This is a genomic window from Arthrobacter sp. efr-133-TYG-118, from assembly GCF_030209755.1.
Classification (GTDB): Bacteria; Actinomycetota; Actinomycetes; order Actinomycetales; family Micrococcaceae; genus Arthrobacter.
The window spans coordinates 176,307-201,457 of record NZ_JARVRH010000002.1; the positions used below are offsets into that span (position 1 = coordinate 176,307).

Genomic DNA, 25,151 nt, shown 5'->3' on the forward strand with positions numbered 1-25,151 from the left:
CTCAGACTGCGCTGGACCGGTGGCCGCTGCCACCACGATTGCCGGGAACAACGCTTTGGACGGCGTCACCAATGTGCCTAACGCAACCGTCAATCTGGGAGCTTCAACGGTGGACATCACCACCCAGTCGCGCGATACCTCCGGAAACAATCATTTCTCCCTTGTATTCGCACGGGTGCTCGGCATTCAAACTACCGACATCGAAGCTTCGGCCCAGGCCACGTGGGGTCCACCGGGCAGCGGAGGCGCTTTCCCGCTTGCATTCTCCGACCAGTGCTGGGATTTGAGCGGATCCACCCCGACAGGCGATCTTCAGAAGATTTCCTGGAAACCGGGAATCACCTGCACCAACGCCTCGGGCCACACCATTCCTGGAGGTTGGGGATGGTTGACCCAAAGCTCGCCATGCTACTCCACCACACAGGCCGGAAGCACCAGCATCGGGTCGGACCCAGGCAACAATTACCCAGCCGCTTGCCAGACGCTACTTCAGGGCTGGGTCGACACCCTCGACGGCGGCGGCACGGTGAAAGTGCTATTTCCGGTCTTCGACACAGCAACCGGGAGTGGCAATACGGGGTCGTTCCACATTATTGGCTACGCCACGTTCAACATTGTGGGCTGGAAATTTGGTAGTAATGGCAGCCCCTATTCCTATCACAACACAAGCGCCGCGCTCGGTAACTCCAATTTGGCCTGCGCCGGCGGAAACGATCGCTGCATCATCGGACAGTTCATCAAATACCAATCAATTGGCACCGCTGGTGGCGGGGGCGGAGGAACCGGGGAAGACCTCGGGACCCTCAATATCCACCTCACCAAATAGAAACCCAAACTGGGAGCACAACTCCATAGTCAAACTAAGGGGAAAACAAATTGAAAACTCGCCTACTGGGAGGCATAGTCGCAATCGTCCTGGCAATCGCCGGCACGTTGCTGCTGGTTACGTATGTACAAGGATCGGAAGCACGGGCCCAAAAAGACCTCCAGCCCGTGGACGTTCTAGTAGTTCAAAGCAAAATTCCCGCAGGCTCCGACCTCCAGACGGTCAAGTCGGCAGTCAAGCTCGCGTCACTACCTGCGGCCTCGGTACCCAACGGAGCCCTCAAGAGCCTCGATGGGCTTGACGGAAAAGTCTCCGGCGTCGACTTGCTTCCAGGAGAGGCCCTTCTTGGGGCCCGGCTCGTCGATCCAGAGAGCCTGGCGGCCCCAGGCTCCGTGCCAGTCCCGGCAGGTCTCCAGGAGATTTCAGTCCATCTCGATGCCCAACGGGTAGTCGGCGGGCGAATCGCGGCCGGCGACACCGTTGGTGTCGTGGTGCTGCTCGACGATTCCGCAGCACAGGGCAGCGCTGGCGGCAGTGCGCAGATGGTCTTCCACAAGGTACTTGTCACCAGCGTTCAGCGGGCGGCATCGCAGTCGAAGTCCACCAGCAGCCAGACTCAGTCCGGCCAAGAACAAGCCAATACCCAACTGCCGGACGGTGCCTTCATTGTGACCCTCGCCCGAAATGACGTTGACGCCACGAAGATCGCTTTCGGGGCCAAGTATGGCGACATCTGGTTGACCAAGGAACCGTCTACGGCGAGCGTGAGTCCCAATGTCACAATCAAGCGGGCAGAGGTCCTCCAATGAGCCGCTTCCTAGTTATCACTCCGAACGCGGACTTTGAACGCCGGGTCCGGCAAGCCACCGACGGAATGCATGGTGAAGTTCAGTCCATCCCGGCCGACTTTCTACCGCCAAGCCCCGACGACGTGTTGCGTGTCCTGTCCGGCGAGTTGTTGGAAGTGTTGATCCTCGGTCCCGGCCTAGCTCTTGACGACGCTTTCAGATTGGCGAGCCTCTTTGATCTGCAGTATCCGGAGATCAGTGTTGTCCTGGCCGCCGACGACCAGGCGCAAGCGGCGTTGCCGGCCATGCGGGCGGGAATCAGGGACTTGCTTCCCCCGGACTCGGGAGTGGATACGATCCGTATTCTGCTTGAGCGTGCGAGCCTGGCGGCTGCTGGCCGCCGACGTGGATTGGGCGCGACAGTCGAAGGAGAACGGCCTGGCGGACGGATTATCGCTGTGATGTCGCCCAAGGGTGGAGTCGGGAAAACGACGATTTCCACCAACCTTGCCGTGGGTCTTGGCAAGCTCGCCGGAATGGGTGTGGTGGTGGCCGACCTTGATCTACAATTCGGCGACGTCGCGTCCGGCCTTCTCCTCGAACCGCAAAAGACGATCGCTGACGCCGTGACCGGAGCCGCCGTTCAGGACAGCATGGTCTTGAAGTCATACCTCTCCGTCCACCCGGCAGGCATTTACGCACTCTGCGCCCCTCACAATCCGACCCAGATTGAACACATCTCGGCCGACCAAGTTGGACATCTCCTGGAGCAGCTTGCGAACGAATTCCAATACGTCGTGGTGGACACCGCCCCCGGACTTGGCGAGCATGTGCTGGCAACTCTCGAGCGTGCTACCGACGTTGTCTGGGTATGCGGAATGGACATCCCCAGCATCAAGGGTTTGCGGACAGGGTTGGACATCCTCGACGAGATTGGGTTGCTACCACGGCATCGCCATGTGGTGTTGAACTTCGCTGACAGGCGGAGCGGGCTCTCGTTGGCTGATGTTGAAGCGACAATCGGCTGTCCGGTCGACGTCACCCTACCTCGCTCCAGGGCACTCCCGTTTTCGACCAACAAGGGTATTCCGCTGCTGCAAGACGGTTCCAAGGATGCCGCGGCGAAAGGCCTCCGAAAGTTGGTCGACCGGTTCAAACCGGACTGGGAAGTCCGACCTCACAAACAATTGCACCGAAGGGCGGTAGTCCAATGAACCTCTCCAAGCGCCTCGACTCAGCACGGGGAATCGAACCAGTCGCCACTGCGGCAAATCCTCCGGACGATCCTTGGTCCGCTTCGAGAAACACCGGCCCGGACCAAGTTCCCTTCCTGACTGATTCCCTACCCGGTTCCGCGGAGACCAGCCAAGCACTCGCGGCAATCAAGGAACGCACCAGCGAAGCGCTCTACGAGCGCATGGGAGCACGGATCTCGGACACGAACATGGACGAAGCCGAACTTCATCAGTTCGTCAAGGACGAACTCCGCGCGGTCATCGACGAGGACGAAATTCCCCTGAGTTCGGCGGAGCGTCAAAGGCTTGTCCAGGAGATCGCCGACGACGTTCTAGGACTGGGACCGCTTCAGCGCTTCCTTGATGATCAGGACATCACTGAGATCATGGTCAACAGTGCCGAGCGTATCTACGTGGAGAGTGCTGGAAAGCTCTACTTGACGAGTGCCCGTTTCACGTCCGAAGAGCATCTTCGCAAGATCATCGAACGGATCGTGTCAAAGGTGGGTCGTCGAATCGACGAATCTTCGCCGTTGGTCGACGCACGCCTTGCCGACGGCTCACGCGTGAATGCCATCATCCCGCCCCTAGCGGTGAATGGGTCGTCGCTAACCATTCGTAAATTTGCTCGGGTGCCTCTTACTGTCCAAAATCTCATTGGGCTGGGCACCCTGAACCCTGAGATGGCGGAATTATTGCATGCCTGTGTCCAAGCCCGTCTGAACATCATCGTCTCGGGCGGTACCGGTACGGGCAAGACGACACTGCTCAATGTTCTCTCGTCATTCCTCCCCGCCGACGAACGCATCGTCACTATTGAGGATGCTGTGGAGCTCCAACTACAGCAAGAGCATGTTGTCCGTTTGGAGAGCCGGCCACGCAACATCGAAGGCAAAGGTGAAATCTCCATTCGTGACCTCGTGCGGAACTCTCTGCGAATGAGGCCCGACAGGATTGTTGTCGGGGAGGTGCGCGGTGGCGAATCCTTGGACATGCTCCAGGCAATGAACACGGGCCACGACGGTTCAATATCCACTGTGCACGCAAACTCTCCGCGGGACGCCGTAGCACGCTTGGAAACACTCGTACTGATGGCCGGCATGGATCTGCCCCTAAGGGCCATCCGGGAACAAATCGCGTCTGCCGTCAACCTGATCGTGCACATCTCCCGCCTTCGCGACGGAACACGGCGCGTCACCCACGTCACCGAGGTCCAAGGCATGGAAGGCGACATTGTGACTCTGCAGGACGCTTTCACTTTCGACTACTCAGCGGGAGTCGACGCGAATGGCCGCTTCCTCGGACGGCCAGTACCCACCGGGGTACGGCCACGTTTCGTTGACCATTTCGCCGATCTGGGAATACAGATTTCGCCCGCCGTTTTTGGCTCCTTGCCTATGGGGGGTGGACTAAGGTGAATCCCACGAATCCCGTATTTCTCGCGCTCGGAGTTCTCTTCGCGTTCTTGGCGTTGTGCGTCGTGGTGTTCGTGTTCCTTGGTTCACGGAATTCGGACATAGCCCTGTCCAGGCGTCGTCCCGGCGGGGCAGTCCAAACTTCTGCGCTTACCAAGGTGACGACATCTGCAGTCGCCTTCGTTGACAACGCCGTCGGGAAAACCCGCTCATCAGGAACCCGAGCGACGTTGGAAAAGGCGGGCATCAAAATGAAGCCCGCAGACTATATTTTGCTGATTACTTGCTCGGCCTTCGTTGCCGGAATAGTCGGTTTCATCATCAGCGGCTTCGTTTTCGGCTTGCTTTTGCTGATCACAGCACCTTTCGTTGCAAAGCTCATCGTGAGTGTGCGGACGGCCCGTCGCAGGGCGAAATTTGAGCTCCAACTCGGTGACACCATTCAGATGCTCTCGGGCGGCATGCGGGCGGGGCATAGCCTGCTCCGCTCAATAGATGCCGTGGCCCAAGAGGCCGAATCTCCTACCCGCGACGAGTTTGCTCGCATAGTCGCGGAAACACGGCTCGGCCGCGATTTGAAAGATTCGATGAGCGATGCTGCTGATCGCCTCGACAGCGAAGACTTCGTCTGGACGGCCCAGGCCATCGAGATCCACCGGGAGGTAGGTGGCGACTTGGCAGACGTTCTGGACCACGTCGGTGAAACCATTCGTGAGCGGGCACAGGTCAAAGGCCAGGTTCGCGCCCTGAGCGCCGAAGGACGCCTCTCCGCCTATATCCTCATTGCTTTACCCGTCGGAATGTTTTTATACCTCAGCCTGACAAATCCTCAGTACATCGGGCTGCTGTACTCCAATCTTCTCGGTTGGATCATGGTCGTCACTGCCGTCATCTTGCTGGGGCTTGGGGCCTTCTGGCTCAGCCGCGTCGTCAAGATCAAGTTCTAAGGGGTCGCTATGAGTCCTATTGCATGGCTTTTCGTAGCACTGATTGTCGTTCCCATCGCAGGAATGGCCTGGTCCTTCATTTCTGTCGACCGCGCCGGGCTGGCCACCGTCCGAGCGAATTTGAGACGAAGTTCAGGACGGCTTCAACAAGCGGGGCCTGAGGCCCAGCGGATCCCTTTCAAGGAACTTGGCGTTCGTTTCACGCCCAAGGGATACGTCGGTTGGCTGGACAAGCTCCTCGCCCGGGCCGGTCGTCCCGCGGGAATGCCGTTGGAGCGGCTCCTCATTGCCAAACCGGCACTTGCGCTCGTTGCCGGGCTTCTGGGCCTCTACTTCTTCCTCCGCGCACCGAGCGGACCGGGCCTCCTGCTGTACCTATTCGTCGTTGCGCTGTGCTACCTGGTGCCGGATGTCATGATCCACAGCCGTGGAGCGAAGCGCCAGGAAGCCATTCAATTGGAACTTCCGAACACCCTCGACCAGATGCTGATTTCGGTGGAGGCCGGCCTGGGATTCGAGGCAGCGATGTCAAGGGCCGGTCAGAATGGTTCCGGCCCCCTTGCCTCAGAAATCCTGCGTACATTGCAGGACATGCAGGCTGGGCGCAGCCGCAAAGAAGCATACCTGGCTCTCGCCAACCGTGCGGACGTTCCAGAACTACGAAGCTTTGTGCGGGCAGTCGTTCAGGCTGACACCTACGGAATCGCCATAGCCAAGGTCCTTCGGACACAGGCCTCGCAGATGCGCGTCAAGCGTCGTCAGCGGGCCGAAGAGAAGGCAATGAAGCTTCCGATCAAGGTTTTGTTCCCCCTCATGTTGTGCATACTCCCCGTGCTCTTCATTGTCATCATGGGGCCAGCAGTCATCAACGTCATGAACAACTTCATCGGTGCGTTCTGACCACCTAGGACCAAGCGCATCTGGGGCGCTACCGACCGGCCACCCGCGAACCCAGAACCGCGGGTGGTCTTCGCAGGCCCCCTCCACGGTACCCAGAGCCGGGAGGGGGCCGTCCAACGCCGGGCCCAATCTGGAACGGATCGTCTGGACGGCCCCAAACCTACTCCCGCCGGGCCCGCGTCAGCTCAGCCCGGGCAAACAGTTCATCGTCAGAGGGATAGGCCACTTCCTCCAGCACCAAGGGGTGAGGCGCGGCAAGCACCGACTTGGCGTCCCTGACCCCCGCAAGCAGGCGCTCATACAGCCACTCCGGACTTTCCAGGCCCTCCCCCACGCGCAATGCGGATCCCACAAGGGCACGCACCATGTTGTGGCAGAATGCATCGGCCTGGACGTTGGCGAGCAGTACGCCGTCGCTGCCGCGGACGAACTCAAGCCGCTGCAGTTCTCGAATGGTGGTGGCCCCCTCACGGGGCTTGCAGTACGCGCGGAAATCCTGGAGCCCCAGCAGTGCCACGGCTCCCTTGTTCATCGCGCCCTCGTCCAAGGAAGCCTTGTGCCAAAGGGTCAGCCGGCGCAGGACGGGGTCCCAGCGTTCCGGGCCGTCGGCGATCCGGTAACTGTAGCGGCGCCACAACGCTGAGAAGCGAGCGTCAAAACCGTCAGGCGCCAGTCCGACGTCGTGCACCTCAATGGCGCCGGTTTCGTCCTGCAGGACCCGGCTCAAGGCTCCGCGAAGCCTCCGCAGCAGCGCGGCCGCGGGGTCGATCTCGTGGCCCCTCGGCAGTCCGCCCCACTCGGCCTCGGACAGGTCAATGTGCGCCACTTGTCCTCGGGCATGGACACCGGCGTCGGTACGTCCCGCCACGGTGACCCGTACGGGGCGCCGCACGATCAGCGCCAACCCCTCTTCCAACGATCCCTGCACGGTCCGGAGACCAGGTTGAAGCGCCCACCCATTGAAAGGGCCGCCGTCGTACGAAAGATCCATCCGGACACGCAAAAACCCGCCGCCCCCCAAAACGGGGGCAGCGGGTTTTCGTTCGTTCATAGACTTAAGTCTACTGTGAAGAATTCAGTGAATTACTTCTTTTCCTCAGCGGCCGGAGCCTCTTCGGTTTCAGCAGCTTCAGCTTCAGGCGCCTCGGCTTCGGTCTCCGGGGCTTCAGCCGCAGCTTCAGCCTCAACGACCTCTTCCTCGACAACCGGAGCGGCTTCTTCGGCAACCGGAGCAGCCTTCTCAGCAGCCTTAGTTGCCTCGGCAACTACAGCCTGCTTCGGGGAAACCGGTTCAAGAACCAGCTCGATGACAGCCATGGGAGCGTTGTCGCCCTTGCGGTTGCCGATCTTGGTGATGCGGGTGTAGCCACCATCGCGGTTGGCAACGGCGCCGGCGATGTCGGTGAACAGCTCGTGGACGATGCCCTTGTCGCTGATCAGGCCGAGCACGCGACGGCGGGAGGACAGGTCGCCGCGCTTGGCGAAGGTCACGAGGCGCTCTGCGTACGGCTTAAGGCGCTTGGCCTTGGTGACCGTAGTGGTGATGCGCTTGTGCTCGAACAAGGCTGCTGCCAGGTTCGCGAGCATCAGGCGCTCGTGAGCCGGACCGCCTCCGAGGCGCGGACCCTTAGTGGGGGTAGGCATAGTAATTTCTCCTGTAATGAAGGCCGGCCGGGTCCGAACGTGGACTCGGTGGCCAAGATCTGCTTGTTAGAGCTCGTCGTCGCTGAACGCGGCGTCGTCCTCTTCGATGGCTGCGGCGCGGGCTGCAAGATCGAAACCGGGAGGCGAGTCCTTGAGGGACAGGCCCAGTTCAACCAGCTTTGCCTTGACCTCATCGATGGACTTCGCACCGAAGTTACGGATGTCCATCAGGTCAGCCTCGGAGCGGGCAACGAGTTCACCCACGGTGTGGATGCCCTCACGCTTGAGGCAGTTGTAGGAACGGACGGTAAGGTCCAGATCCTCGATCGGCAGTGCCATGTCAGCTGCCAGGGCAGCATCCGTCGGCGACGGGCCGATCTCGATACCTTCAGCTGCGGTGTTCAGCTCACGTGCAAGACCGAACAGCTCCACCAGGGTGGTGCCTGCCGAGGCAACGGCGTCGCGCGGGGCGATAGCTTGCTTGGTCTCGACGTCGACAATCAGCTTGTCGAAGTCAGTGCGCTGCTCAACACGGGTAGCTTCCACGCGGAAGGTAACCTTCAAGACCGGCGAGTAGATCGAGTCGACCGGAATACGGCCGATCTCGGAGTCGCCGGACTTGTTCTGAGCTGCCGAAACGTAGCCGCGGCCGCGTTCGATGGTCAGTTCGAGTTCGAACTTGCCCTTCGAGTTCAGCGTGGCAATGTGCAGATCCGGGTTGTGGAATTCGACGCCGGCCGGCGGAGCGATGTCCGCGGCGGTGACGACTCCGGGGCCCTGCTTGCGCAGGTATGCAACAACCGGCTCATCGTGCTCGGAGGACACGGACAGGCTCTTGATGTTCAGGATGATCTCAGTGACATCTTCCTTGACACCCGGAACCGTGGTGAACTCGTGCAGCACGCCATCGATCCGGATGCTGGTTACAGCAGCACCGGGGATGGAGGAGAGCAGGGTACGGCGGAGGGAGTTTCCGAGGGTGTAACCGAAGCCCGGTTCCAGCGGTTCAATGATGAAACGCGAGCGGTTCTCGGAGACTACTTCTTCAGACAGAGTGGGGCGCTGTGCAATAAGCACTTAGGTTTCCTTTCGGCGAGCATCCGCTATATGACGCAACACAGGTGGTGGAAATCGGCTTGGTTCCGGCTTTGCCGGCCGGGCGCCACGGAGCAGTCAGGCTGTTCCGTGGCGGACCCGGCCGGCAAGGCCAAGAATCCAATTAGACGCGGCGGCGCTTCGGCGGGCGGCAACCGTTGTGGGCGCTGGGGGTGACGTCCTGGATGGAGCCAACCTCGAGACCAGCGGCCTGCAGCGAACGGATTGCGGTCTCGCGTCCGGATCCCGGTCCCTTGACGAACACGTCGACCTTGCGCAGACCGTGCTCCTGGGCGCGCTTTGCAGCAGCCTCGGCAGCCATCTGGGCGGCGAACGGGGTGGACTTGCGGGAGCCCTTGAATCCAACCTCACCGGCGGAAGCCCAGGAGATTACAGCACCGTTCGGGTCCGTGATGGACACGATGGTGTTGTTAAAGGTGCTCTTGATGTGCGCCTGGCCAAGCGCGATATTCTTCTTGTCCTTCTTACGCGGCTTGCGAACCGCGCCACGAGTCTTCGGGGGCATTATTTCTCCTACAGAAAGTTTATTGGGGGAAAGTCAGCTGCTTGGGCCCACATTTGCCGGGTTCCCTAAAATCGCGCAGCGATTTTAGGGGGCGAATGGGGACTAGCGGCCGGCTTTCTTCTTGCCGGCGACGGTACGCTTCGGGCCCTTGCGGGTACGAGCGTTGGTCTTCGTACGCTGACCGCGTACGGGCAGGCCCTTGCGGTGACGCAGGCCTTCGTAGCTGCCGATTTCAACCTTGCGGCGGATATCTGCTGCTACTTCGCGGCGAAGGTCACCCTCAACCTTGTAGTTGCCTTCAATGTAGTCACGCAGCTGGACCAGCTCGGCGTCAGTCAGGTCCTTGACGCGAACGTCAGCGCTGATGCCGGTGGCAGCCAGGGTTTCGTGTGCACGGGTCTTGCCCACGCCGTAGATGTAAGTAAGCGCAATTTCCAACCGCTTTTCGCGGGGAATGTCTACGCCAGCGAGACGAGCCATAGTGGCAGTACTCCTTGTATAAACCGGAGGTCGTAGGCAGTACACCCGCACTTTCAGTGCGGCCCCAGCCTCCGACCGGGGGTTAGCTGTCCGGGCCCATACGTCCCAATTCAGCTTGTGCTGCCTTTATTTACTTGCGTGGGTTAGCAACCCAGGTTGCCCTCGCGGGCGCTAGTTCCCTTGCGGGGAATTAGCCCTGGCGCTGCTTGTGGCGCGGGTTCTCGCAGATCACCATGACCCGGCCATTACGGCGGATCACTTTGCACTTGTCGCAGATCTGCTTAACGCTCGGCTTGACCTTCATGGCGTTCCTTTGCGTGTTGCAGTTGGTCAGCTGAAGCGGCTTTACCTAGGTTTCCCAAGGCTGCCGCCCAGCAATTACTTGTAGCGGTAGACGATGCGACCACGTGTGAGGTCGTAAGGGCTTAGCTCCACCACTACACGGTCCTCAGGGAGAATCCTGATGTAGTGCTGTCGCATCTTCCCCGAGATGTGTGCAAGAACGATGTGCTTGTTGGTGAGCTCAACGCGAAACATCGCATTGGGCAGCGCCTCAGTCACAACGCCCTCGATCTCAATGACCCCGTCCTTCTTGGCCATATCCTCCGCTAACTGTTGTTTGCCGCAGCCCTCCGGTTAGGCACCGGAAAATCTGCGGACGTTTTTTGTTTGTTTGGCCGTCCGGCTCCTGCCACTCCACGAAGCAGGACTCGCGACCTGTTAAATGGGCGTGGCTGTGCAGACAACCAACAGACAACTCTACGCCAAGTCGGCGCGAAAGTTAAATCCGCCCATGCTAGCGCAGACACTGGCACGGTGTCACCCTTTCCCGTGCTGGAGAACCCCCTTGGATCCCGCTAAACCGCGCCGTAGGCAGCGAAGGTGCCTGCCGCCGTCGTGATCGATTCGGCGGCCTCGACACCATCGAGGACAGCCAGGCGGACAGCGTCTGCCGCCGCACTTTGCAGGGTAATGAGCGAAACCTGCCTTGCTTGTTCCGAACTCCGGTCAAGCCCGACGGCGCCGGTCGCCAGCGCGAACACGGTGTCGCCGTCGGCGAGCGTATGGGAAGGATTCAGCGCCCGGGCAAGGCCGGCGTGTGCCGCACCGGCGGTGCGTTTGCATTCGGCGGGGTCGAGGACCGCGTTGGTGGCGACGACGACGAGAGTGGTGTTCAGCGCCGGGGGCCCCGCCGGTTCGGAGCTGCCGGATTCCGCCCGCCGGGACGATGTGCCGAAAGGCATCCCGAGCGCGTTGACCACTGCGAGCGCGCCCACCACCACGCCGCCGTCCAGGGTGATGGACGAGGTGCCTACTCCCCCTTTGAACGCGCCGCGCCCAATCACGGCACCGGTACCGCCACCGATGTTTCCACGCCCGACGTCGGCATGCTCGCTTGAGGCCGCAGCCGCAGCGGCCGCTTCGTATCCCATTGCTTCGTCGGGGCGGGCGGCGAAGTCACCGCCGCGACCCAAATCGAAGATCGCGGCGGCTGGAACGATCGGCACCACGCCCCCGGGCACGGCGAAACCGCGCCCCTGCTCCTCGCACCATCGCTGGGCACCGTGAGCCGTGATCAAACCGAAGGCGCTCCCGCCGGTGAGCACTACGGCGTCGACCGTGGGCACCAAGGTGGTGGGATCGAGCGCGTCCGTCTCGTGCGTGCCCGGTCCGCCGCCTCGGACGTCCACCGATCCCACCGTCCCCGGCGGCGGAAGGACAACGGTCACCCCGCTCAGCCAGCCCTCGCCGGCCCGCTGGACATGTCCCACCCGGATTCCTGGCACATCAGTGATCTTCGAAGTCATGTGCCTATTCTGCTCCTCGACCACAAACGGTAGTCGTGCCTCGAATGTAAACACGGGCCCATCCGCCACGAAACATCGAGTAAACACGCGCAGAAGGCTTGTCCAACAATCCCGCGAACAGCCCTCTTTTTGACTTGACAGGTGTTCCCGTGTGGTGAGGTAAAACTAGCCGCCCCCTTTGACCCAATAGTTCGGGTCCGGCGCGCCCCGATATCTGCGAACCGTTAGAGACCTCCCATGACAAGACAACTCACAGGCAGCCCCGCGGCCACCGCGCAGGCTGTCCCGGCCCCTCAGCGCCGGGGACGCTGGTCCGGCCGAACCCGACGAGACTTCTTTGTGTTCCTGGCACTGGCCTTGCCGAACTTGGCGCTGATCGCGGTGTTCACGTACCTGCCGTTGATCAACAACATGTATTACTCGACCCTTGACTGGACCTTGGGCTCCACCTCAGCCACCGTCGTGGGCATCGACAACTACGTCACCTTCTTCACCAGCTCCGATGCCCCGCAAGTACTTGGCACCACCCTCATCTTCACCGTCGTCACTGTCGGCGGTTCCATGGCGCTGGGCCTCTTGGTGGCCCTGGCCTTGAACGCGAAAGTCCGCGGCACCACCTTTGCTCGGTCTGCCGTCTTCGCCCCCTACGTCCTCAGCGGCGTAGGCGTTGGCCTCGTGTGGCTGTTCATCTTCGACCCCGGATACGGCGTGCTGTCATGGCTGCTCCGGGGCATCGGCCAGCAAAGCCCCCAATGGATCAACGATCCGCAGCTCTCCCTCGTGATGGTCATCATCGTCTACGTCTGGAAGAACCTGGGCTACTGCGCCGTCGTCTACCTCGCCGGGCTCCAGTCGCTCCCGAAGGACGTCATGGAGGCAGCTTCCCTGGACGGCGCCAACGGCTTCCGCCGCTTCATGAGCATCTCCGTTCCCCTGCTCTCGCCCACCACGTTCTTCCTGCTGATCACCACGATGATCAGCTCGCTGCAGGCCTTTGACCTGATCCGCATCATGACCCCGCTGGGCAACGGCACCAGCACGCTGATCTACGAGGCCTATCTCCAGGCCTTCGGCGCCTACAACCGCGCCGGCTACTCTGCCGCCATCTCAGTGGTGCTCTTCGCCATCCTGCTCATCATCACCGTGCTCCAGTTGCGGTTCGTCGAACGGAAGGTGCACTACTCATGAGCACGCTCTCTCCCGTCAGCCCCAACCCCGCAAGCGGCGTCGGGACCCTGAAAACTCCCGACGGCGGTCCGGAGCTCCCAGCGCGGCGCGACAAGCCGTTCTCCCGCGCAAACCTCGTCCAGACACTGGCCGGAGGCTACATCCCGCTGATCGTGGCCACGCTCGTGGTGGTCCTGCCCCTGTTGTGGATGTTGCTGAGTTCCTTCAAACAGCCCGGCGAGATCGTCACCACGGATCTCAAGATCCTGCCGCAGGGCCTGAACCTGGAGAACTACCACACGGCCATGACCACGGTGCCGTTCGCGCGGTTCTTCCTGAACAGCCTGATCGTCACCGTGGTCGGTTCCACGGTCAAGGTGATCCTGGCCATCCTGACGGCATACGCCCTGGTTTTTGTCCGTTTCCCGTTCAAGAACATCATCTTCGTCGTGATCCTCGTGGCCCTGATGGTGCCGCCGCAGGTGTCGATCCTCCCCAACTACATCCTGATCGCTGGAATCGGCGGGAAGAACACCCTGTGGGGAATCATTCTTCCGGGACTCGGCACGGCCTTTGGAACCTTCCTCCTTCGCCAGCACTTCAAGACGCTCCCGGGGTCCATCCTCGAAGCCGCGGAAATCGACGGCGCGGGCCATTGGCGCAGGTTGTGGCAAGTAGTTGTCCCCGTGTCCCTCCCCTCCATCGCCACCGTTGCCCTCGTCACCGTGGTCAGCGAGTGGAACGACTACATCTGGCCGCTGATCATCACCGACCGGCCGGAAACCATGACCCTCCCGGTCGGCCTGACCTTGCTCCAGAACTCTGAAGGAAACGGCGCCGGCTGGGGAATCCTGATGGCCGGGGCCGTCCTGGTGATCATCCCCATCCTCCTGGTCTTCGCAGCGCTGCAACGCTACATCGTTGCCGGGCTCACCCAGGGCAGCGTCACCGGCTAGCAACGCCGCACCTTCCACACACCCCTTCACCACTTTTGCATCCTTGAGAGGACCAACCATGGCAATGAATCTTGATCGTAGAAACTTCCTGGGGCTCGCCGGACTTGGAGTCGGCGCCGCCGCCCTGGCAGCGTGCGGCGGTCCGTCGACCAGCGGCAGCGCAGCGAGCAGCAGCCCTTCAGACATCGACTTCACGGGCGTCAAGCCGGCCGGCTCGTTCGACTTTTGGACCAGCCACCCCGGACAGTCCCAGGCCGTCGAGCAATCCATCATCGACAAGTTCCAGGCGAAGTTCCCGGACATCAAGGTCAACCTCGTGACGGCCGGCGCCAACTATGAGGAAATCGCCCAGAAGTTCCAAACCTCGCAGGCTGCAAAGTCGGCCCTCCCCGGCCTCGTAGTGCTCTCCGACGTCTGGTGGTTCCGCTACTACACCAACGGCAACATCATTCCGTTGGACGGACTCATCAAGCAGTTGGACGTCAAAATCGACGACTTCCAGAAGTCCCTCGTAGCGGACTACCAATACGCCAACAAGCAGTGGGCCCTCCCCTACGGCCGCTCCACCCCGCTCTTCTACTACAACAAGGACCATTTCAAGGCCGCCGGCCTTCCGGACCGGGCTCCCAAGACCTGGCAGGAGTTCGCCGAGTGGGCCCCCAAGCTCCAGGCCAGCTCGGGCGCGAAGTACGCCTACATCTACCCGGCCCTTGCCGGATACGCCGGCTGGACCCTGCAGAACAACCTGTGGGGCTGGGGCGGCAGCTGGTCCAATGGCTGGACCTTCAACTGCGATTCCACCGAGTCCGTCACGGCCCTGCAGTGGGCCCAGGACTCCATCTACAAAGACAAGTGGGCCGGCGTCTCCTCCAAGAACGCCGCGGACGACTTCTCCGCAGGCATCACGTCCACGACGATCTCCTCCACCGGGGACCTGCTCGGCGTACTGAAGTCCGCCAAGTTCAACGTCGGCGTCGGCTTCCTGCCGGGCGGGCCCAAGGCCGAGACCAACGTCTGCCCCACCGGCGGCGCCGGACTCGGGATTCCCAGCGGCGTCAGCAAGGAAGTCCAGCTCGCGGCCGCCACCTTCCTGAAGTTCATGACCGAACCGGAGAACACCGCGGCATTCTCCGCTGCGACCGGCTACATGCCCACGCGCGTCTCGGCGGACATGACGGCAGTCCTCGCCAAGACTCCCCAGATCAAGACGGCCATGGACCAGCTCGCCGTGACCAAGGTGCAGGACAATGCCCGCGTATTCCTGCCCGGTGCCGATCAGGAGATGGCCAAGGCTGCAGCGAAGATCCTCACTCAGCAGGGCGACGTGAAGGCCACCATGACGGACCTCAAGGCAACCCTCGATGGCATTTATACCAAAGACGTGAAGCCCAAGCTCAAGAGCTAGCTAAACTCCCCCGATACGCAGAATCCCTGGCGACACCCGAATACGGGCGTCGCCAGGGATTTTCTGTATCGGCTCCCGGCCGGGGCGTCAGGGAATCGGAACGGGCACGACGCCGAGCGGCACCAGCTGCTCTGCACCGCCGTCGGGCGCGGAAAGGACCCAGATGCCCTTTTCGTGGACGGCAACCGAATGCTCCCACTGGCACGAACGCTTACCATCGGTGGTCACCACGGTCCAGTCGTCGTCGAGGGTTGCTGTTTCGATGCCGCCGCGGACGAGCATGGGTTCAATCGCAAGGCACAGTCCCGGCCTGATCTTCGGGCCGCGGTGCGTGGTGCGATAGTTCAACACATCAGGGGCCATGTGCATCTCGGAACCGATGCCGTGGCCTACATAGTCTTCCAGGATGCCCAGCGGCTTTCCCGGTACGGACGAGACGTAGTCATCCACGGCGTTGCCGATGTCGCCCACAAACTTGCCCTTGGCCAAAGCGGCAATTCCACGCCACATGGCGGCCCGGGTGACATCGGAGAGCCGCTGGTCCTCAGGATCAGCCGCACCGACTATCACTGTGCGCGCGGAGTCGGAGTGCCAACCGTCAACGATAGCTCCCCCATCAATCGAAATGATGTCCCCGTCCTGGAGGACCCGGTCACCGGGGATGCCGTGGACCACTTCCTCGTTGACGGACGTGCAGATGGTGGCCGGAAAGCCGTGGTACCCGAGGAAATTCGACTTCGCTCCGGCGTCGATGAGGACCGCCGCGAACACGGCGTCGATCTCACGCGTGGTCACGCCCGGCTTCGCAGCTTCCACGGCCGCGTCGAGCGCTCTGCTGAGGACCAATCCGGCCTCGTGCATCTTGCGCATTTGCTCATTGGTCTTGTATTCGATGCGGGGCTGGCCGAACGCCATGGTCTCCTCTTGTCGTGTGCTGCTTGTGGTGGGCTGCGGAACCAGATCACCCTCTGATCCTCTATTTTCCCGCATCCGCGGTCCTGCCCGAAACCGGAGCCGCGAACACCCCGAAACGGTCCCGGCAGCTGTCCAAGGTCCCGGGCCGACAGAAGGGGGAACAGAAAAGGGCGTGTCCCGCGTGGGAGCAGTTCACTCCGGCGCGGGACACACCCTTTCAACAGTCGTGCGGCGACTAGACCGCCTTGGCCGCCTCGATGGCCAACAGGACGCGATCCGTGACCTCGTCGATGCCGCCAATGCCATCGACCTGGGTCAGGATGCCGCGTTCGGCATACTTGGCCACGACGGCCTCGGTCTGCTCGTGGTAGAGGTCCAGGCGGTGGCGGATGACACCTTCGTTGTCATCCGAGCGCCCGGTCTCCTTGGCACGGCCCAGCAAACGCGTAACAAGTTCCTCGTCGTCGGCCGTCAGCTGAAGCACGACGTCGAGCTTCTCTTCCGTGTTGGCGAGGATCTGGTCCAGGTATTCCACCTGGGCGGTGGTGCGCGGGTATCCGTCGAGCAGGAAGCCGTTCTCGACGTCGCTCTCGCTCAGGCGGTCACGGACCATCTTGTTGGTGACACTGTCCGGAACGAAATCGCCCGCGTCCATGTACTTCTTGGCTTCGATACCCAGGGGCGTTTCGCCCTTGACGTTTGCACGGAAGATGTCGCCGGTGGAGATGGCGACTACGCCCAAGCGCCCGGAAATCCGCTCAGCCTGGGTTCCCTTGCCCGAACCCGGGGGTCCAATGATCAGCATTCTCGTCATCGCAAAAGCCCTTCGTAGTGACGTTGTTGTAGCTGCGCATCAATCTGCTTGACGGTTTCCAGGCCAACACCCACCATGATCAGAATTGACGTGCCACCGAACGGGAAGTTCTGGTTGGCGCCGATCAGGACGAGTGCGACCAGCGGAATCAACGCCACGAAGCCCAGGTAAAAGGCGCCGGGGAGGGTGATCCTGGAAAGCACGTACTGCAGGTAGTCCGCGGTCGGTTTACCCGCCCGGATGCCCGGAATGAACCCGCCGTACTTCTTCATGTTGTCCGAGACCTCTTCAGGGTTGAAGGTGATCGCGACGTAGAAGTAGGTGAAGAACACAATCATGACGAAGTACAACGCCATGTAGATGGGGTGGTCGCCCTTGGTGAGGTTGTTGTTGATCCACTCAACCCAGGGGGCGATGGACTCTCCGGCCTTCGGCTGGTTGAACTGCGCAATCAGCCCCGGCAGGTAGAGCATGGAGGAAGCAAAGATGACGGGCACGACGCCGGCCATGTTCACCTTGATGGGGATGTAGGTGCTGGTGCCGCCCACGGTGCGCCGGCCGATCATACGCTTGGCGTACTGGACCGGAATGCGCCGCTGGGACTGCTCCACGAAGACTACGAGTGCGACCGTCACGAGGCCGATCGCCAACACCGTGAAAAAGGTGCCCGGACCCTTGGAGTTCCAGATGGCACCAAGGGAGGTCGGGAAGCCCGCAGCGATGGAGGTGAAGATGAGCAGCGACATGCCGTTGCCCACGCCCTTCTCGGTAACCAGTTCGCCCATCCACATGATGAGGCCTGTACCGGCCGTCAAGGTGATGACCACAAGGATCGTGGCGATGATGCTCGTGTCGGGGATGATCGGCAGCTGGCAGTTGGGCAGCAGCTGCCCGGAGCGCGCCAGGGACACCAATGTGGTGGCGTTCAGCAGGCCCAGCGCAATGGTCAGATAACGCGTGTACTGCGTCAGCTTCGACTGGCCCGAGGCGCCTTCGTCATACAGCTCCTGGAACCGCGGAATGACCACGCGGAGGAGCTGCACGATGATGCTGGCCGTGATGTACGGCATGATCCCCAGGGCAAAGATCGAAACCTGCAGCAGCGCACCACCGCTGAACAGGTTGACGAGCTGGTAGAGGCCGCCCTGGTCCTGATTGCTTGACAAACATTGCTGAACATTTTGGTAGCTCACACCAGGCGAGGGGATAAAAGCTCCCAAGCGGAAGATTGTGATGATTCCCAGCGTGAACAACAACTTGCGTCGCAGATCAGGCGTACGAAATGCCCGGCCGAATGCGCTTAGCAAGCGTCCTCCTGAGTTAAAAGTCCAAGGGTGTCGAAAGGGGTCATTGAAACCCAACACCCGAGTCTAACGGTTTGATGCGCCATGCGAACAATCGAGGGGTGCACGCCATATGAAAAAACTCCCGGTGCGAGGGGCCGAAGCCCTCCACACCGGGAGTCTTTTCACAGCGGGCGATAGCCCCAGAGCCCTTTAGAGGGCAGTGGTGGTTCCGCCTGCTGCTGCGATCTTCTCAGCTGCGCTGGAGGAGAAAGCGTGGGCAGTGACGTCAACCTTGACGGTGATGTCGCCGGTGCCCAGCACCTTGACGGGCTGGTTCTTGCGAACGGCACCCTTCTCAACCAGGGACTCGACGGTGACAGCGCCACCTTCCGGGAACAGCTCGTTGAGCTTGTCCAGGTTTACAACCTGGAACTCGACCCGGAACGGGTTCTTGAAGCCGCGAAGCTTCGGCAGGCGCATGTGCAGCGGCAACTGGCCGCCGGCAAAGCCAGCCTTGACCTGGTAGCGGGCCTTCGTACCCTTGGTACCGCGACCGGCGGTCTTACCCTTGGAGCCTTCACCACGACCAACACGGGTCTTGGCAGTCTTGGCACCGGGGGCGGGACGCAGGTGGTGGACCTTCAGAGTGTTCTGCTTGTCGGCAGCCTCTGCGGCGGTTTTGTTCTCAGCCATTACTTCGCCTCCTCTACATTCACGAGGTGCGGAACCGTGTTGAGCATTCCAACGGTTACGGCATCAGCGGTACGGACAACAGTGTGTCCGATGCGCTTGAGGCCGAGGGACCGCAGGGTCTCACGCTGGTTCTGCTTGGCGCCGATGACGCCCTTGATCTGGGTGATCTCCAACTGAGCGTCGGAGGGAGTCAGGTTCTTAGCCATGACTAGACACCTGCCTTCTGGTTCTGGAGTGCGCGCACCAGAGCAGCAGGAGCGACCTCGTCCAGCGGCAGGCCACGGCGGGCTGCCACGGAAGCGGGCTCTTCCAATCGCTTCAGGGCGTCAACAGTCGCGTGAACGATGTTGATGGCGTTCGAGGAACCGAGCGACTTGGAGAGAACGTCGTGGATACCGACGCATTCCAGTACCGCGCGGACCGGACCACCGGCGATAACACCGGTACCCGGGGAAGCCGGACGCAGCATGACAACGCCTGCTGCGGCTTCACCCTGCACGCGGTGCGGGATGGTGCTGCCAACGCGGGGAACGCGGAAGAAGGACTTCTTAGCCTCTTCAACGCCCTTTGCAATAGCTGCCGGAACTTCCTTGGCCTTGCCGTAGCCAACGCCAACCAGGCCGTTGCCGTCACCGACGACGACGAGTGCGGTGAAGCTGAAGCGACGACCACCCTTGACGACCTTGGCAACACGGTTGATGGTTACAACGCGCTCTACGAACTGGCTCTTCTCGGCCTCGCGACCGCCGTCGCGGCCACCACGGCCACCACGGTCGCCGCGGCCCTGGCCACGGTCACCACGCTCGCCACGACGGCCGCCGCGGCGGTCGTCGGTGGCAGCAGCAGTCTCAGTTGCCTCAGCAGCTGCAGCTTCAGTCACCTGAATGTCCTTTTCGTTATTCTCAACGGTCACAGTGCCAGCCCACCTTCACGTGCGCCGTCAGCGACGGCGGCGATCCGGCCGTGGTACTTGTTACCACCGCGGTCGAAGACAACCGCTTCGACGCCAGCAGCCTTGGCACGCCCGGCAACGAGCTCGCCGACGCGCTTGGCCTTGGCAGTCTTGTCGCCGTCGAATGCACGAAGGTCAGCTTCCAAAGTGGAAGCGTAAGCCACGGTTACACCCTTGCTGTCATCGACAACCTGGACGAAGATGTGGCGTGCGGAGCGGTTGACGACCAGACGAGGACGAGCAGCCGTGCCGGTGATGCGCTTGCGGATACGAAGCTGGCGACGGCTGCGTGCAGCAGACTTGCTCTTGTTCGTACGCTTCTTGTTAATTGCGATGGCCATGGTTTACTTACCAGCCTTTCCGACCTTGCGGCGGATAACTTCGCCGGCGTAACGGACACCCTTGCCCTTGTAGGGGTCGGGCTTGCGCAGCTTGCGAATGTTGGCAGCAACCTCGCCGACCTGCTGCTTGGAGATACCAGCGACGGAGAGCTTGGTCGGCCCCTCCACCGTGAAGGTGATGCCTTCGGGAGCGGAGACATTGACCGGGTGGCTGAAGCCGAGAGCGAACTCAAGGTCAGAACCCTTGGCCTGAACGCGGTAACCGGTACCAACGATTTCAAGCTTCTTTTCGTAGCCCTTGGTGACGCCCTCGATCATGTTGGCGATCAGGGTGCGGGTCAGGCCGTGCAGGGAACGCGAAGCGCGCTCGTCGTTCGGGCGGGTGACAGTCAAGGTGCTTTCGTCCAGGGTGACCTCGATCGGGCTGGCTACAGTGTGGCTCAGCTCGCCTTTGGTGCCCTTGACGTTGATGACAGAGCCATCAACCTTAACTTCAACGCCGGCAGGAACGGTGATGGGGAGACGTCCAATACGTGACATTATTCTCTTCCTTTCCCGTTACCAGACGTACGCGAGGACTTCGCCGCCCACGCCCTTCTTGCCGGCCTGCTTGTCAGTCAGGAGGCCGGAAGAGGTGGACAGGATTGCGATACCCAGGCCACCCAGCACGTGAGGCAGGTTGGTGGACTTCGCGTAAACGCGGAGACCAGGCTTGGAAATGCGGCGGACACCAGCGATCGAACGCTCGCGGTTCGGACCGAACTTGAGGTCGATGGTCAGCTTCTTGCCGACTTCGGCTTCCTCTTCCTTCCAGGCAGCAATGTAGCCTTCTGCCTTCAGGATGTCGGCAACGCGTGCCTTGAGCTTGCTGTACGGCATGCTCACGGTGTCGTGGTATGCCGAGTTGGCGTTGCGCAGACGCGTAAGCATGTCTGCGACAGGATCTGTCATAGTCATTGTGGGCTCTTGCCCTTCCTCGTAATGGTTTCCGCGTTGGCTACAAAGCAGCCGCGGCCGGACCTACTACGTAGTTGTTAGTCTTCGGATTTGAACGGGAAGCCAAGTGCCTTGAGCAGCGCACGGCCTTCGTCATCGGTCTTTGCAGTGGTGACAACCGTGATGTCCATACCGCGAACGCGGTCGATGGAGTCCTGGTCGATTTCGTGGAACATAACCTGTTCGGTCAGACCGAAGGTGTAGTTGCCGTTGCCGTCGAACTGCTTGCCGTTGAGGCCGCGGAAGTCGCGGATACGGGGCAGGGCGAGGGTCACGAGGCGGTCCACGAATTCCCACATACGGTCCCCACGCAGAGTTGCGTGTGCACCGATGGGCATGCCTTCGCGCAGCTTGAACTGGGCGATGGACTTGCGGGCCTTGGTTACCTGCGGCTTCTGGCCGGTGATCAGGGTGAGGTCGCGGACAGCGCCGTCGATCAGCTTGGAGTCCTTGGCGGCATCTCCAACACCCATGTTCACTACAACCTTCACCAGGCGGGGAACCTGGTTCACGTTCTCGTACTTGAATTCCTCAACCAGGGTCTGCTTGATGGAATCGGCGTACTTCGTCTTCAGACGCGGAACGATCTTCGCTGGAGTCTCGAGAGTCTCAGTCATTAGATGTCCTTCCCGGATGCCTTGGACACGCGGACACGGACGGTCTTGGAGACGCCGTCCTTGTCAACGGTCTCGAGACGGAAACCAACGCGGGTCGGCTTCTTGGTCGAGGGGTCAACAAGAGCAACGTTGGAGACGTGGATCGGGGCCTCAACGACCTCGATGCCACCGGTCTTGGTGCCGCGCTGCGACTGACCGACCTTGGTGTGCTTGGTGACTCGGTTGATGCCTTCTACCAGAACGCGGTTGGCATCCGGGTAAACGCGCAAAACCTTACCCTGCTTGCCGCGGTCGCCGCCGCGCTCCTGCTTGGCTCCGGTGATGACCTGAACGAGGTCACCCTTCTTGATTTTAGCCATGGACTAAAGCACCTCCGGGGCCAGGGAGACGATCTTCATGAACTTCTTGTCACGGAGTTCACGACCAACCGGGCCGAAGATACGGGTACCGCGGGGGTCGCCGTCGTTCTTCAGAATCACAGCTGCGTTCTCGTCAAACTTGATGTAGGAACCATCCGCACGGCGGCGTTCCTTCTTGGTACGAACGATGACAGCCTTGACGACGTCACCCTTCTTTACGTTGCCGCCCGGGATAGCGTCCTTGACGGTTGCGACAATGACGTCGCCAATGCCTGCGTAGCGACGGCCGGATCCACCGAGAACGCGAATGGTAAGGATTTCCTTAGCACCCGTGTTGTCGGCGACCTTCAGTCGCGACTCCTGCTGAATCAATTTTTACTCCTTGCGTCGCGCCGGTTCTCAGACCGAAATGGAGCATACGGAATGAGCCTTGCGGAACGGTTGATCGGGGTGTCTCTTGACCTGCCTGGATTTTGCCAGAGCAGGCCTAAACTCCCGTGCCGCCAGCATCAGCTTCCCTTGCGGAAATAACTGCGCGGGGCAGTATGCCGCGGCACGATTGTTTACGAGGTGGTTGTTGACGCACAACTGGCGCCATACAAACTCAATATCCTAGCACGTTTTATGCTAAGGACCGAAACGCGGAAAGACCCGCATTCCTTCCGGAATACGGGCCTTCCCACCAATCCATATCGCTGCCGGACAAGGCCCGGCGCGGGATTACTTAGCCTTTTCGAGGATCTCGACCAGGCGCCACCGCTTTGTAGCGGACAGCGGGCGGGTCTCAGAGATCAGAACGAGGTCGCCGATGCCGGCGGTGTTCTGCTCGTCGTGAGCCTTGATCTTCGAGGTGCGGCGAATGACCTTGCCGTACAGAGCGTGCTTCACGCGGTCTTCAACCTGAACAACGATGGTCTTTTCCATCTTGTCAGAGACAACGTAGCCGCGACGCGTCTTACGGTAACCGCGCTGTTCAGCGCTGGCTGCTGCTTCCGTCACAGTTTCCTTCTGTTCGCTCACTTGGCGTCCTCTCCAGCCTCGGCTTCGGCCTTTTCAGCCTTGGCTTCTGCCTTCTTGGACTTCTTTTCTTCCTTGGCTTCCACAACCGGTGCGGCAACCTCGGCACGAATGCCCAGCTCGCGCTCACGGAGAACGGTGTAGATGCGTGCGATGTCCTTCTTTACCGCGCGCAGACGACCGTGGTTCTCCAGCTGTCCGGTGGCGGACTGGAAACGCAGGTTGAACAGCTCTTCCTTGGACTTGCGGAGTTCTTCAACGAGACGCTCGTTGTCGAAACCGTCCAGCTGTGCGGGTGCGAGATCCTTCGACCCTACTGCCATTTCTATTCACCACCTTCGCGACGCACAATGCGTGCCTTCAACGGCAGCTTGTGGATTGCCAGGCGCAGTGCCTCGCGAGCTACCTCTTCATTGACACCGGCGAGCTCGAAGAGAACGCGGCCCGGCTTGACGTTTGCGACCCACCATTCCGGAGAACCCTTACCGGAACCCATACGGGTTTCGGCCGGCTTCTTCGTCAGCGGACGGTCCGGATAGATGTTGATCCAGACCTTGCCGCCACGCTTGATGTGGCGGGTCATCGCGATACGGGCAGACTCGATCTGACGGTTCGTGACGTAGGCCGGGCTCAGCGCCTGAATGCCGTACTCACCGAAAGTGACCTTGGTGCCGCCCGTAGCAGCGCCGGAACGACCCGGGTGGTGCTGCTTACGGTGCTTGACTCGACGTGGGATAAGCATTTAAGCCTGTCCTCCTTCTGCTGCGGGAGCAGCAGCTTCAGCTGCCGGAGCCTCTGCAGCAACAGGTGCTGCGTCAGCTGCCGGACGGTCGGTACGACGACGGCGGTCACCACGGTCGGCGCCACCCGGGCGGCCCGGGCGGTCGCTGGGACCACGGCCGCGGGACGGAGCAGCAGCTGCCTGCTGAGCCAGTTCCTTGGCGGTGACGTCGCCCTTGTAGATCCAGACCTTCACGCCGATGCGGCCGAAGGTGGTCTTGGCCTCGTAGAAGCCGTAGTCGATGTTCGCACGCAGGGTGTGCAGGGGCACACGGCCTTCGCGGTAGAACTCCGAGCGGGACATTTCTGCGCCACCCAGTCGACCGGAGCAAGCAATACGGATACCCTTGGCACCCGCACGCTGTGCGGACTGCATGGCCTTCTTCATCGCACGGCGGAAAGCCACGCGGGAAGTCAGCTGCTCAGCAACGCCCTGGGCAACAAGCTGGGCTTCCATCTCGGGGTTCTTGACCTCGAGGATGTTCAGCTGTACCTGCTTGCCGGTGAGCTTTTCGAGCTCGCCGCGAATGCGGTCCGCTTCTGCACCGCGGCGGCCGATGACGATACCCGGGCGAGCCGTGTGGATGTCCACGCGGACACGGTCACGGGTGCGCTCGATTTCGACCTTGGCGATACCAGCGCGCTCCATGCCCGTGGACATGAGCTGGCGGATGCGGATGTCTTCGCGAACGAAGTCCTTGTACCGCTGGCCAGCCTTGGTGCTGTCAGCAAACCAGTGCGATACGTGATCGGTGGTGATGCCGAGTCGGAACCCGTGCGGGTTTACTTTCTGTCCCACTTAGCGAGCCTCCTCTTTCTCCGGGGTAGCGACTACCACGGTGATGTGGCTCGTGCGCTTCTTGATCTGAAATGCGCGACCCTGAGCACGCGGCTGGAACCGCTTCATGGTCGGGCCTTCATCAACAAACGCTTCGCTGATGTAGAGGTCTCCTTCGTCAAAGGCAACGCCGTCGCGGTCCGCGAGGACCCGTGCGTTTGCCATTGCCGACTGAACTACCTTGAATACCGGCTCCGAAGCTGCCTGTTCGGCGAACTTCAGAATTGCCAGAGCCTCATTCGCTTGCTTACCACGAACAAGGTTGACGACGCGCCGGGCCTTCATAGGCGTTACGCGGATGTGACGCGCAATAGCCTTGGCTTCCATTGCTTTCCTTCTCTCGTCTTTGAC

34 protein-coding genes are annotated in these 25,151 nt (G+C 61.2%); 9 read left to right on the forward strand and 25 right to left on the reverse strand.

Translation table 11 applies throughout. From position 1 onward, the window contains the following. The first annotated feature begins 19 nt into the window (after positions 1 to 19). The 6 genes from QRN59_RS01675 (at position 20) to QRN59_RS01700 (ending at position 6,111) form a co-directional block, all read left to right on the forward strand. Positions 20 to 826 carry a hypothetical protein gene (locus tag QRN59_RS01675; protein WP_284980839.1) on the forward strand — a complete coding sequence of 269 codons (807 nt, stop codon included), beginning with the start codon at positions 20 to 22 and terminating at the stop codon, positions 824 to 826. 50 nt (positions 827 to 876) lie between these two features. Beyond that, positions 877 to 1,635 (forward strand): Flp pilus assembly protein CpaB, encoded by a 759-nt coding sequence (cpaB, locus tag QRN59_RS01680; protein ID WP_284980804.1) that lies wholly within the window; start codon positions 877 to 879, stop codon positions 1,633 to 1,635. Further along, positions 1,632 to 2,828, forward strand: a complete 1,197-nt coding sequence (locus QRN59_RS01685; protein ID WP_284980805.1) for a CpaE/TadZ family protein — start codon at positions 1,632 to 1,634, stop codon at positions 2,826 to 2,828. Before cpaB ends, QRN59_RS01685 begins: the two co-directional genes overlap by 4 nt. Next, entirely contained in the window at positions 2,825 to 4,267 is a 1,443-nt protein-coding gene (locus QRN59_RS01690) for a TadA family conjugal transfer-associated ATPase (RefSeq protein WP_284980806.1), read from the forward strand. The genes QRN59_RS01685 and QRN59_RS01690 overlap by 4 nt, the downstream gene beginning before the upstream one ends. A 155-nt stretch (positions 4,268 to 4,422) precedes the next feature. After that, positions 4,423 to 5,211 carry a type II secretion system F family protein gene (locus QRN59_RS01695; RefSeq protein ID WP_284980807.1) on the forward strand — a complete coding sequence of 263 codons (789 nt, stop codon included), beginning with the start codon at positions 4,423 to 4,425 and terminating at the stop codon, positions 5,209 to 5,211. Between the two features lie 9 nt (positions 5,212 to 5,220). After that, complete coding sequence (locus QRN59_RS01700; RefSeq protein WP_284980808.1) at positions 5,221 to 6,111, forward strand: type II secretion system F family protein; 891 nt, start codon at positions 5,221 to 5,223, stop codon at positions 6,109 to 6,111. Between the two features lie 160 nt (positions 6,112 to 6,271). On the opposite strand, the gene QRN59_RS01705 is transcribed toward QRN59_RS01700, so the two are convergent. The 8 genes from QRN59_RS01705 to QRN59_RS01740 form a co-directional block, all read right to left on the reverse strand. Then, positions 6,272 to 7,162 (reverse strand): tRNA pseudouridine synthase A, encoded by an 891-nt coding sequence (locus QRN59_RS01705; protein WP_284980809.1) that lies wholly within the window; start codon positions 7,160 to 7,162, stop codon positions 6,272 to 6,274. A gap of 32 nt (positions 7,163 to 7,194) precedes the next feature. After that, complete coding sequence (gene rplQ / locus QRN59_RS01710) at positions 7,195 to 7,755, reverse strand: 50S ribosomal protein L17 (protein ID WP_284980810.1); 561 nt, start codon at positions 7,753 to 7,755, stop codon at positions 7,195 to 7,197. A 66-nt stretch (positions 7,756 to 7,821) separates the two neighbouring features. Then, positions 7,822 to 8,832 (reverse strand): DNA-directed RNA polymerase subunit alpha, encoded by a 1,011-nt coding sequence (locus tag QRN59_RS01715; RefSeq protein ID WP_136321891.1) that lies wholly within the window; start codon positions 8,830 to 8,832, stop codon positions 7,822 to 7,824. Between the two features lie 142 nt (positions 8,833 to 8,974). Further along, positions 8,975 to 9,376: a 30S ribosomal protein S11 gene (gene rpsK / locus QRN59_RS01720; protein WP_028265083.1), complete on the reverse strand. Its 402-nt coding sequence runs from the start codon at positions 9,374 to 9,376 to the stop codon at positions 8,975 to 8,977. A gap of 102 nt (positions 9,377 to 9,478) precedes the next feature. Next, positions 9,479 to 9,856 (reverse strand): 30S ribosomal protein S13, encoded by a 378-nt coding sequence (gene rpsM, locus QRN59_RS01725; protein WP_011775569.1) that lies wholly within the window; start codon positions 9,854 to 9,856, stop codon positions 9,479 to 9,481. A gap of 190 nt (positions 9,857 to 10,046) precedes the next feature. Then, entirely contained in the window at positions 10,047 to 10,160 is a 114-nt protein-coding gene (gene rpmJ / locus QRN59_RS01730) for a 50S ribosomal protein L36 (RefSeq protein ID WP_011775570.1), read from the reverse strand. Positions 10,161 to 10,234: 74 nt separating this feature from the next. Then, positions 10,235 to 10,456 carry a translation initiation factor IF-1 gene (infA, locus tag QRN59_RS01735; protein WP_009358723.1) on the reverse strand — a complete coding sequence of 74 codons (222 nt, stop codon included), beginning with the start codon at positions 10,454 to 10,456 and terminating at the stop codon, positions 10,235 to 10,237. Between the two features lie 257 nt (positions 10,457 to 10,713). Further along, entirely contained in the window at positions 10,714 to 11,664 is a 951-nt protein-coding gene (locus QRN59_RS01740; RefSeq protein WP_284980811.1) for a P1 family peptidase, read from the reverse strand. Positions 11,665 to 11,901: 237 nt separating this feature from the next. On the opposite strand from QRN59_RS01740, the gene QRN59_RS01745 reads away from it, so the two are divergent. The 3 genes from QRN59_RS01745 to QRN59_RS01755 are packed head-to-tail and all read left to right on the forward strand — an operon-like array spanning position 11,902 to position 15,192. Then, complete coding sequence (locus QRN59_RS01745; RefSeq protein ID WP_284980812.1) at positions 11,902 to 12,852, forward strand: carbohydrate ABC transporter permease; 951 nt, start codon at positions 11,902 to 11,904, stop codon at positions 12,850 to 12,852. Next, the gene (locus QRN59_RS01750) at positions 12,849 to 13,787 is read left to right on the forward strand and encodes a carbohydrate ABC transporter permease (RefSeq protein ID WP_284980813.1); all 939 of its coding nucleotides are present in this window, start codon (positions 12,849 to 12,851) and stop codon (positions 13,785 to 13,787) included. The genes QRN59_RS01745 and QRN59_RS01750 overlap by 4 nt, the downstream gene beginning before the upstream one ends. A gap of 58 nt (positions 13,788 to 13,845) precedes the next feature. Continuing rightward, entirely contained in the window at positions 13,846 to 15,192 is a 1,347-nt protein-coding gene (locus tag QRN59_RS01755) for an ABC transporter substrate-binding protein (RefSeq protein WP_284980814.1), read from the forward strand. An 87-nt stretch (positions 15,193 to 15,279) separates the two neighbouring features. Here QRN59_RS01755 and map read toward each other — a convergent pair whose 3' ends face one another. The 17 genes from map to rplV all read right to left on the reverse strand — a co-directional run bounded on the left by map (position 15,280) and on the right by rplV (position 25,127). After that, positions 15,280 to 16,107: a type I methionyl aminopeptidase gene (gene map, locus QRN59_RS01760; protein WP_284980815.1), complete on the reverse strand. Its 828-nt coding sequence runs from the start codon at positions 16,105 to 16,107 to the stop codon at positions 15,280 to 15,282. 235 nt (positions 16,108 to 16,342) lie between these two features. Beyond that, positions 16,343 to 16,912 carry an adenylate kinase gene (locus QRN59_RS01765; protein WP_284980838.1) on the reverse strand — a complete coding sequence of 190 codons (570 nt, stop codon included), beginning with the start codon at positions 16,910 to 16,912 and terminating at the stop codon, positions 16,343 to 16,345. 5 nt (positions 16,913 to 16,917) lie between these two features. Further along, positions 16,918 to 18,228: a preprotein translocase subunit SecY gene (gene secY / locus QRN59_RS01770; RefSeq protein WP_236812275.1), complete on the reverse strand. Its 1,311-nt coding sequence runs from the start codon at positions 18,226 to 18,228 to the stop codon at positions 16,918 to 16,920. Between the two features lie 189 nt (positions 18,229 to 18,417). After that, positions 18,418 to 18,900: a 50S ribosomal protein L15 gene (gene rplO / locus QRN59_RS01775; protein ID WP_059387372.1), complete on the reverse strand. Its 483-nt coding sequence runs from the start codon at positions 18,898 to 18,900 to the stop codon at positions 18,418 to 18,420. Further along, the gene (gene rpmD / locus QRN59_RS01780; protein WP_059387371.1) at positions 18,900 to 19,106 is read right to left on the reverse strand and encodes a 50S ribosomal protein L30; all 207 of its coding nucleotides are present in this window, start codon (positions 19,104 to 19,106) and stop codon (positions 18,900 to 18,902) included. The genes rplO and rpmD overlap by 1 nt, the downstream gene beginning before the upstream one ends. A 2-nt stretch (positions 19,107 to 19,108) precedes the next feature. Further along, positions 19,109 to 19,780 (reverse strand): 30S ribosomal protein S5, encoded by a 672-nt coding sequence (gene rpsE / locus QRN59_RS01785; RefSeq protein WP_028265093.1) that lies wholly within the window; start codon positions 19,778 to 19,780, stop codon positions 19,109 to 19,111. Between the two features lie 29 nt (positions 19,781 to 19,809). Continuing rightward, positions 19,810 to 20,193, reverse strand: a complete 384-nt coding sequence (gene rplR / locus QRN59_RS01790) for a 50S ribosomal protein L18 (RefSeq protein ID WP_284980816.1) — start codon at positions 20,191 to 20,193, stop codon at positions 19,810 to 19,812. A gap of 3 nt (positions 20,194 to 20,196) precedes the next feature. Then, positions 20,197 to 20,733, reverse strand: coding sequence for a 50S ribosomal protein L6 (rplF, locus tag QRN59_RS01795; RefSeq protein ID WP_059387368.1), 537 nt, complete (start codon positions 20,731 to 20,733; stop codon positions 20,197 to 20,199). Positions 20,734 to 20,751: 18 nt separating this feature from the next. Continuing rightward, positions 20,752 to 21,150: a 30S ribosomal protein S8 gene (gene rpsH / locus QRN59_RS01800; protein ID WP_028265096.1), complete on the reverse strand. Its 399-nt coding sequence runs from the start codon at positions 21,148 to 21,150 to the stop codon at positions 20,752 to 20,754. A gap of 77 nt (positions 21,151 to 21,227) precedes the next feature. Next, positions 21,228 to 21,806, reverse strand: a complete 579-nt coding sequence (gene rplE, locus QRN59_RS01805; RefSeq protein WP_059387367.1) for a 50S ribosomal protein L5 — start codon at positions 21,804 to 21,806, stop codon at positions 21,228 to 21,230. Further along, positions 21,806 to 22,165: a 50S ribosomal protein L24 gene (rplX, locus tag QRN59_RS01810; RefSeq protein WP_234749060.1), complete on the reverse strand. Its 360-nt coding sequence runs from the start codon at positions 22,163 to 22,165 to the stop codon at positions 21,806 to 21,808. Before rplX ends, rplE begins: the two co-directional genes overlap by 1 nt. A 3-nt stretch (positions 22,166 to 22,168) precedes the next feature. Next, the gene (gene rplN / locus QRN59_RS01815; protein WP_003803789.1) at positions 22,169 to 22,537 is read right to left on the reverse strand and encodes a 50S ribosomal protein L14; all 369 of its coding nucleotides are present in this window, start codon (positions 22,535 to 22,537) and stop codon (positions 22,169 to 22,171) included. A gap of 348 nt (positions 22,538 to 22,885) precedes the next feature. Next, positions 22,886 to 23,185, reverse strand: coding sequence for a 30S ribosomal protein S17 (gene rpsQ, locus QRN59_RS01820; RefSeq protein WP_059387365.1), 300 nt, complete (start codon positions 23,183 to 23,185; stop codon positions 22,886 to 22,888). Further along, positions 23,182 to 23,505, reverse strand: coding sequence for a 50S ribosomal protein L29 (gene rpmC, locus QRN59_RS01825; RefSeq protein ID WP_059387364.1), 324 nt, complete (start codon positions 23,503 to 23,505; stop codon positions 23,182 to 23,184). Before rpmC ends, rpsQ begins: the two co-directional genes overlap by 4 nt. A gap of 2 nt (positions 23,506 to 23,507) precedes the next feature. After that, the gene (gene rplP / locus QRN59_RS01830; RefSeq protein ID WP_028265101.1) at positions 23,508 to 23,924 is read right to left on the reverse strand and encodes a 50S ribosomal protein L16; all 417 of its coding nucleotides are present in this window, start codon (positions 23,922 to 23,924) and stop codon (positions 23,508 to 23,510) included. Further along, complete coding sequence (gene rpsC / locus QRN59_RS01835; RefSeq protein ID WP_028265102.1) at positions 23,925 to 24,761, reverse strand: 30S ribosomal protein S3; 837 nt, start codon at positions 24,759 to 24,761, stop codon at positions 23,925 to 23,927. Beyond that, positions 24,762 to 25,127 carry a 50S ribosomal protein L22 gene (gene rplV, locus QRN59_RS01840; protein ID WP_028265103.1) on the reverse strand — a complete coding sequence of 122 codons (366 nt, stop codon included), beginning with the start codon at positions 25,125 to 25,127 and terminating at the stop codon, positions 24,762 to 24,764. Positions 25,128 to 25,151 lie beyond the last annotated feature (24 nt).

Excerpts from the sequence above, each read along its gene's own strand:
- QRN59_RS01700 (WP_284980808.1), top strand. The coding sequence starts at position 5,221 with ATGAGTCCTATTGCATGGCTTTTCGTAGCACTGATTGTCGTTCCCATC.
- rplF (WP_059387368.1), bottom strand. The coding sequence starts at position 20,733 with ATGTCACGTATTGGACGTCTCCCCATCACCGTTCCTGCCGGCGTTGAA.
- rplQ (WP_284980810.1), bottom strand. The coding sequence starts at position 7,755 with ATGCCTACCCCCACTAAGGGTCCGCGCCTCGGAGGCGGTCCGGCTCAC.
- QRN59_RS01705 (WP_284980809.1), bottom strand. The coding sequence starts at position 7,162 with ATGAACGAACGAAAACCCGCTGCCCCCGTTTTGGGGGGCGGCGGGTTT.
- QRN59_RS01750 (WP_284980813.1), top strand. The coding sequence starts at position 12,849 with ATGAGCACGCTCTCTCCCGTCAGCCCCAACCCCGCAAGCGGCGTCGGG.
- QRN59_RS01745 (WP_284980812.1), top strand. The coding sequence starts at position 11,902 with ATGACAAGACAACTCACAGGCAGCCCCGCGGCCACCGCGCAGGCTGTC.
- rplP (WP_028265101.1), bottom strand. The coding sequence starts at position 23,924 with ATGCTTATCCCACGTCGAGTCAAGCACCGTAAGCAGCACCACCCGGGT.
- QRN59_RS01685 (WP_284980805.1), top strand. The coding sequence starts at position 1,632 with ATGAGCCGCTTCCTAGTTATCACTCCGAACGCGGACTTTGAACGCCGG.
- infA (WP_009358723.1), bottom strand. The coding sequence starts at position 10,456 with ATGGCCAAGAAGGACGGGGTCATTGAGATCGAGGGCGTTGTGACTGAG.
- rpsM (WP_011775569.1), bottom strand. The coding sequence starts at position 9,856 with ATGGCTCGTCTCGCTGGCGTAGACATTCCCCGCGAAAAGCGGTTGGAA.
- rplO (WP_059387372.1), bottom strand. The coding sequence starts at position 18,900 with ATGGCTGAGAACAAAACCGCCGCAGAGGCTGCCGACAAGCAGAACACT.
- QRN59_RS01755 (WP_284980814.1), top strand. The coding sequence starts at position 13,846 with ATGGCAATGAATCTTGATCGTAGAAACTTCCTGGGGCTCGCCGGACTT.
- QRN59_RS01690 (WP_284980806.1), top strand. The coding sequence starts at position 2,825 with ATGAACCTCTCCAAGCGCCTCGACTCAGCACGGGGAATCGAACCAGTC.
- rpmC (WP_059387364.1), bottom strand. The coding sequence starts at position 23,505 with ATGGCAGTAGGGTCGAAGGATCTCGCACCCGCACAGCTGGACGGTTTC.
- rpsK (WP_028265083.1), bottom strand. The coding sequence starts at position 9,376 with ATGCCCCCGAAGACTCGTGGCGCGGTTCGCAAGCCGCGTAAGAAGGAC.
- rpsH (WP_028265096.1), bottom strand. The coding sequence starts at position 21,150 with ATGACTATGACAGATCCTGTCGCAGACATGCTTACGCGTCTGCGCAAC.
- QRN59_RS01740 (WP_284980811.1), bottom strand. The coding sequence starts at position 11,664 with ATGACTTCGAAGATCACTGATGTGCCAGGAATCCGGGTGGGACATGTC.
- rplE (WP_059387367.1), bottom strand. The coding sequence starts at position 21,806 with ATGACTGAGACTCTCGAGACTCCAGCGAAGATCGTTCCGCGTCTGAAG.
- rplX (WP_234749060.1), bottom strand. The coding sequence starts at position 22,165 with ATGGCTAAAATCAAGAAGGGTGACCTCGTTCAGGTCATCACCGGAGCC.
- rpmD (WP_059387371.1), bottom strand. The coding sequence starts at position 19,106 with ATGGCTAAGAACCTGACTCCCTCCGACGCTCAGTTGGAGATCACCCAG.
- rpmJ (WP_011775570.1), bottom strand. The coding sequence starts at position 10,160 with ATGAAGGTCAAGCCGAGCGTTAAGCAGATCTGCGACAAGTGCAAAGTG.
- rplV (WP_028265103.1), bottom strand. The coding sequence starts at position 25,127 with ATGGAAGCCAAGGCTATTGCGCGTCACATCCGCGTAACGCCTATGAAG.
- QRN59_RS01765 (WP_284980838.1), bottom strand. The coding sequence starts at position 16,912 with ATGCTGATCATTGGACCCCCGGGTTCGGGCAAGGGAACCCAGGCTGAG.
- map (WP_284980815.1), bottom strand. The coding sequence starts at position 16,107 with ATGGCGTTCGGCCAGCCCCGCATCGAATACAAGACCAATGAGCAAATG.
- rplR (WP_284980816.1), bottom strand. The coding sequence starts at position 20,193 with ATGGCCATCGCAATTAACAAGAAGCGTACGAACAAGAGCAAGTCTGCT.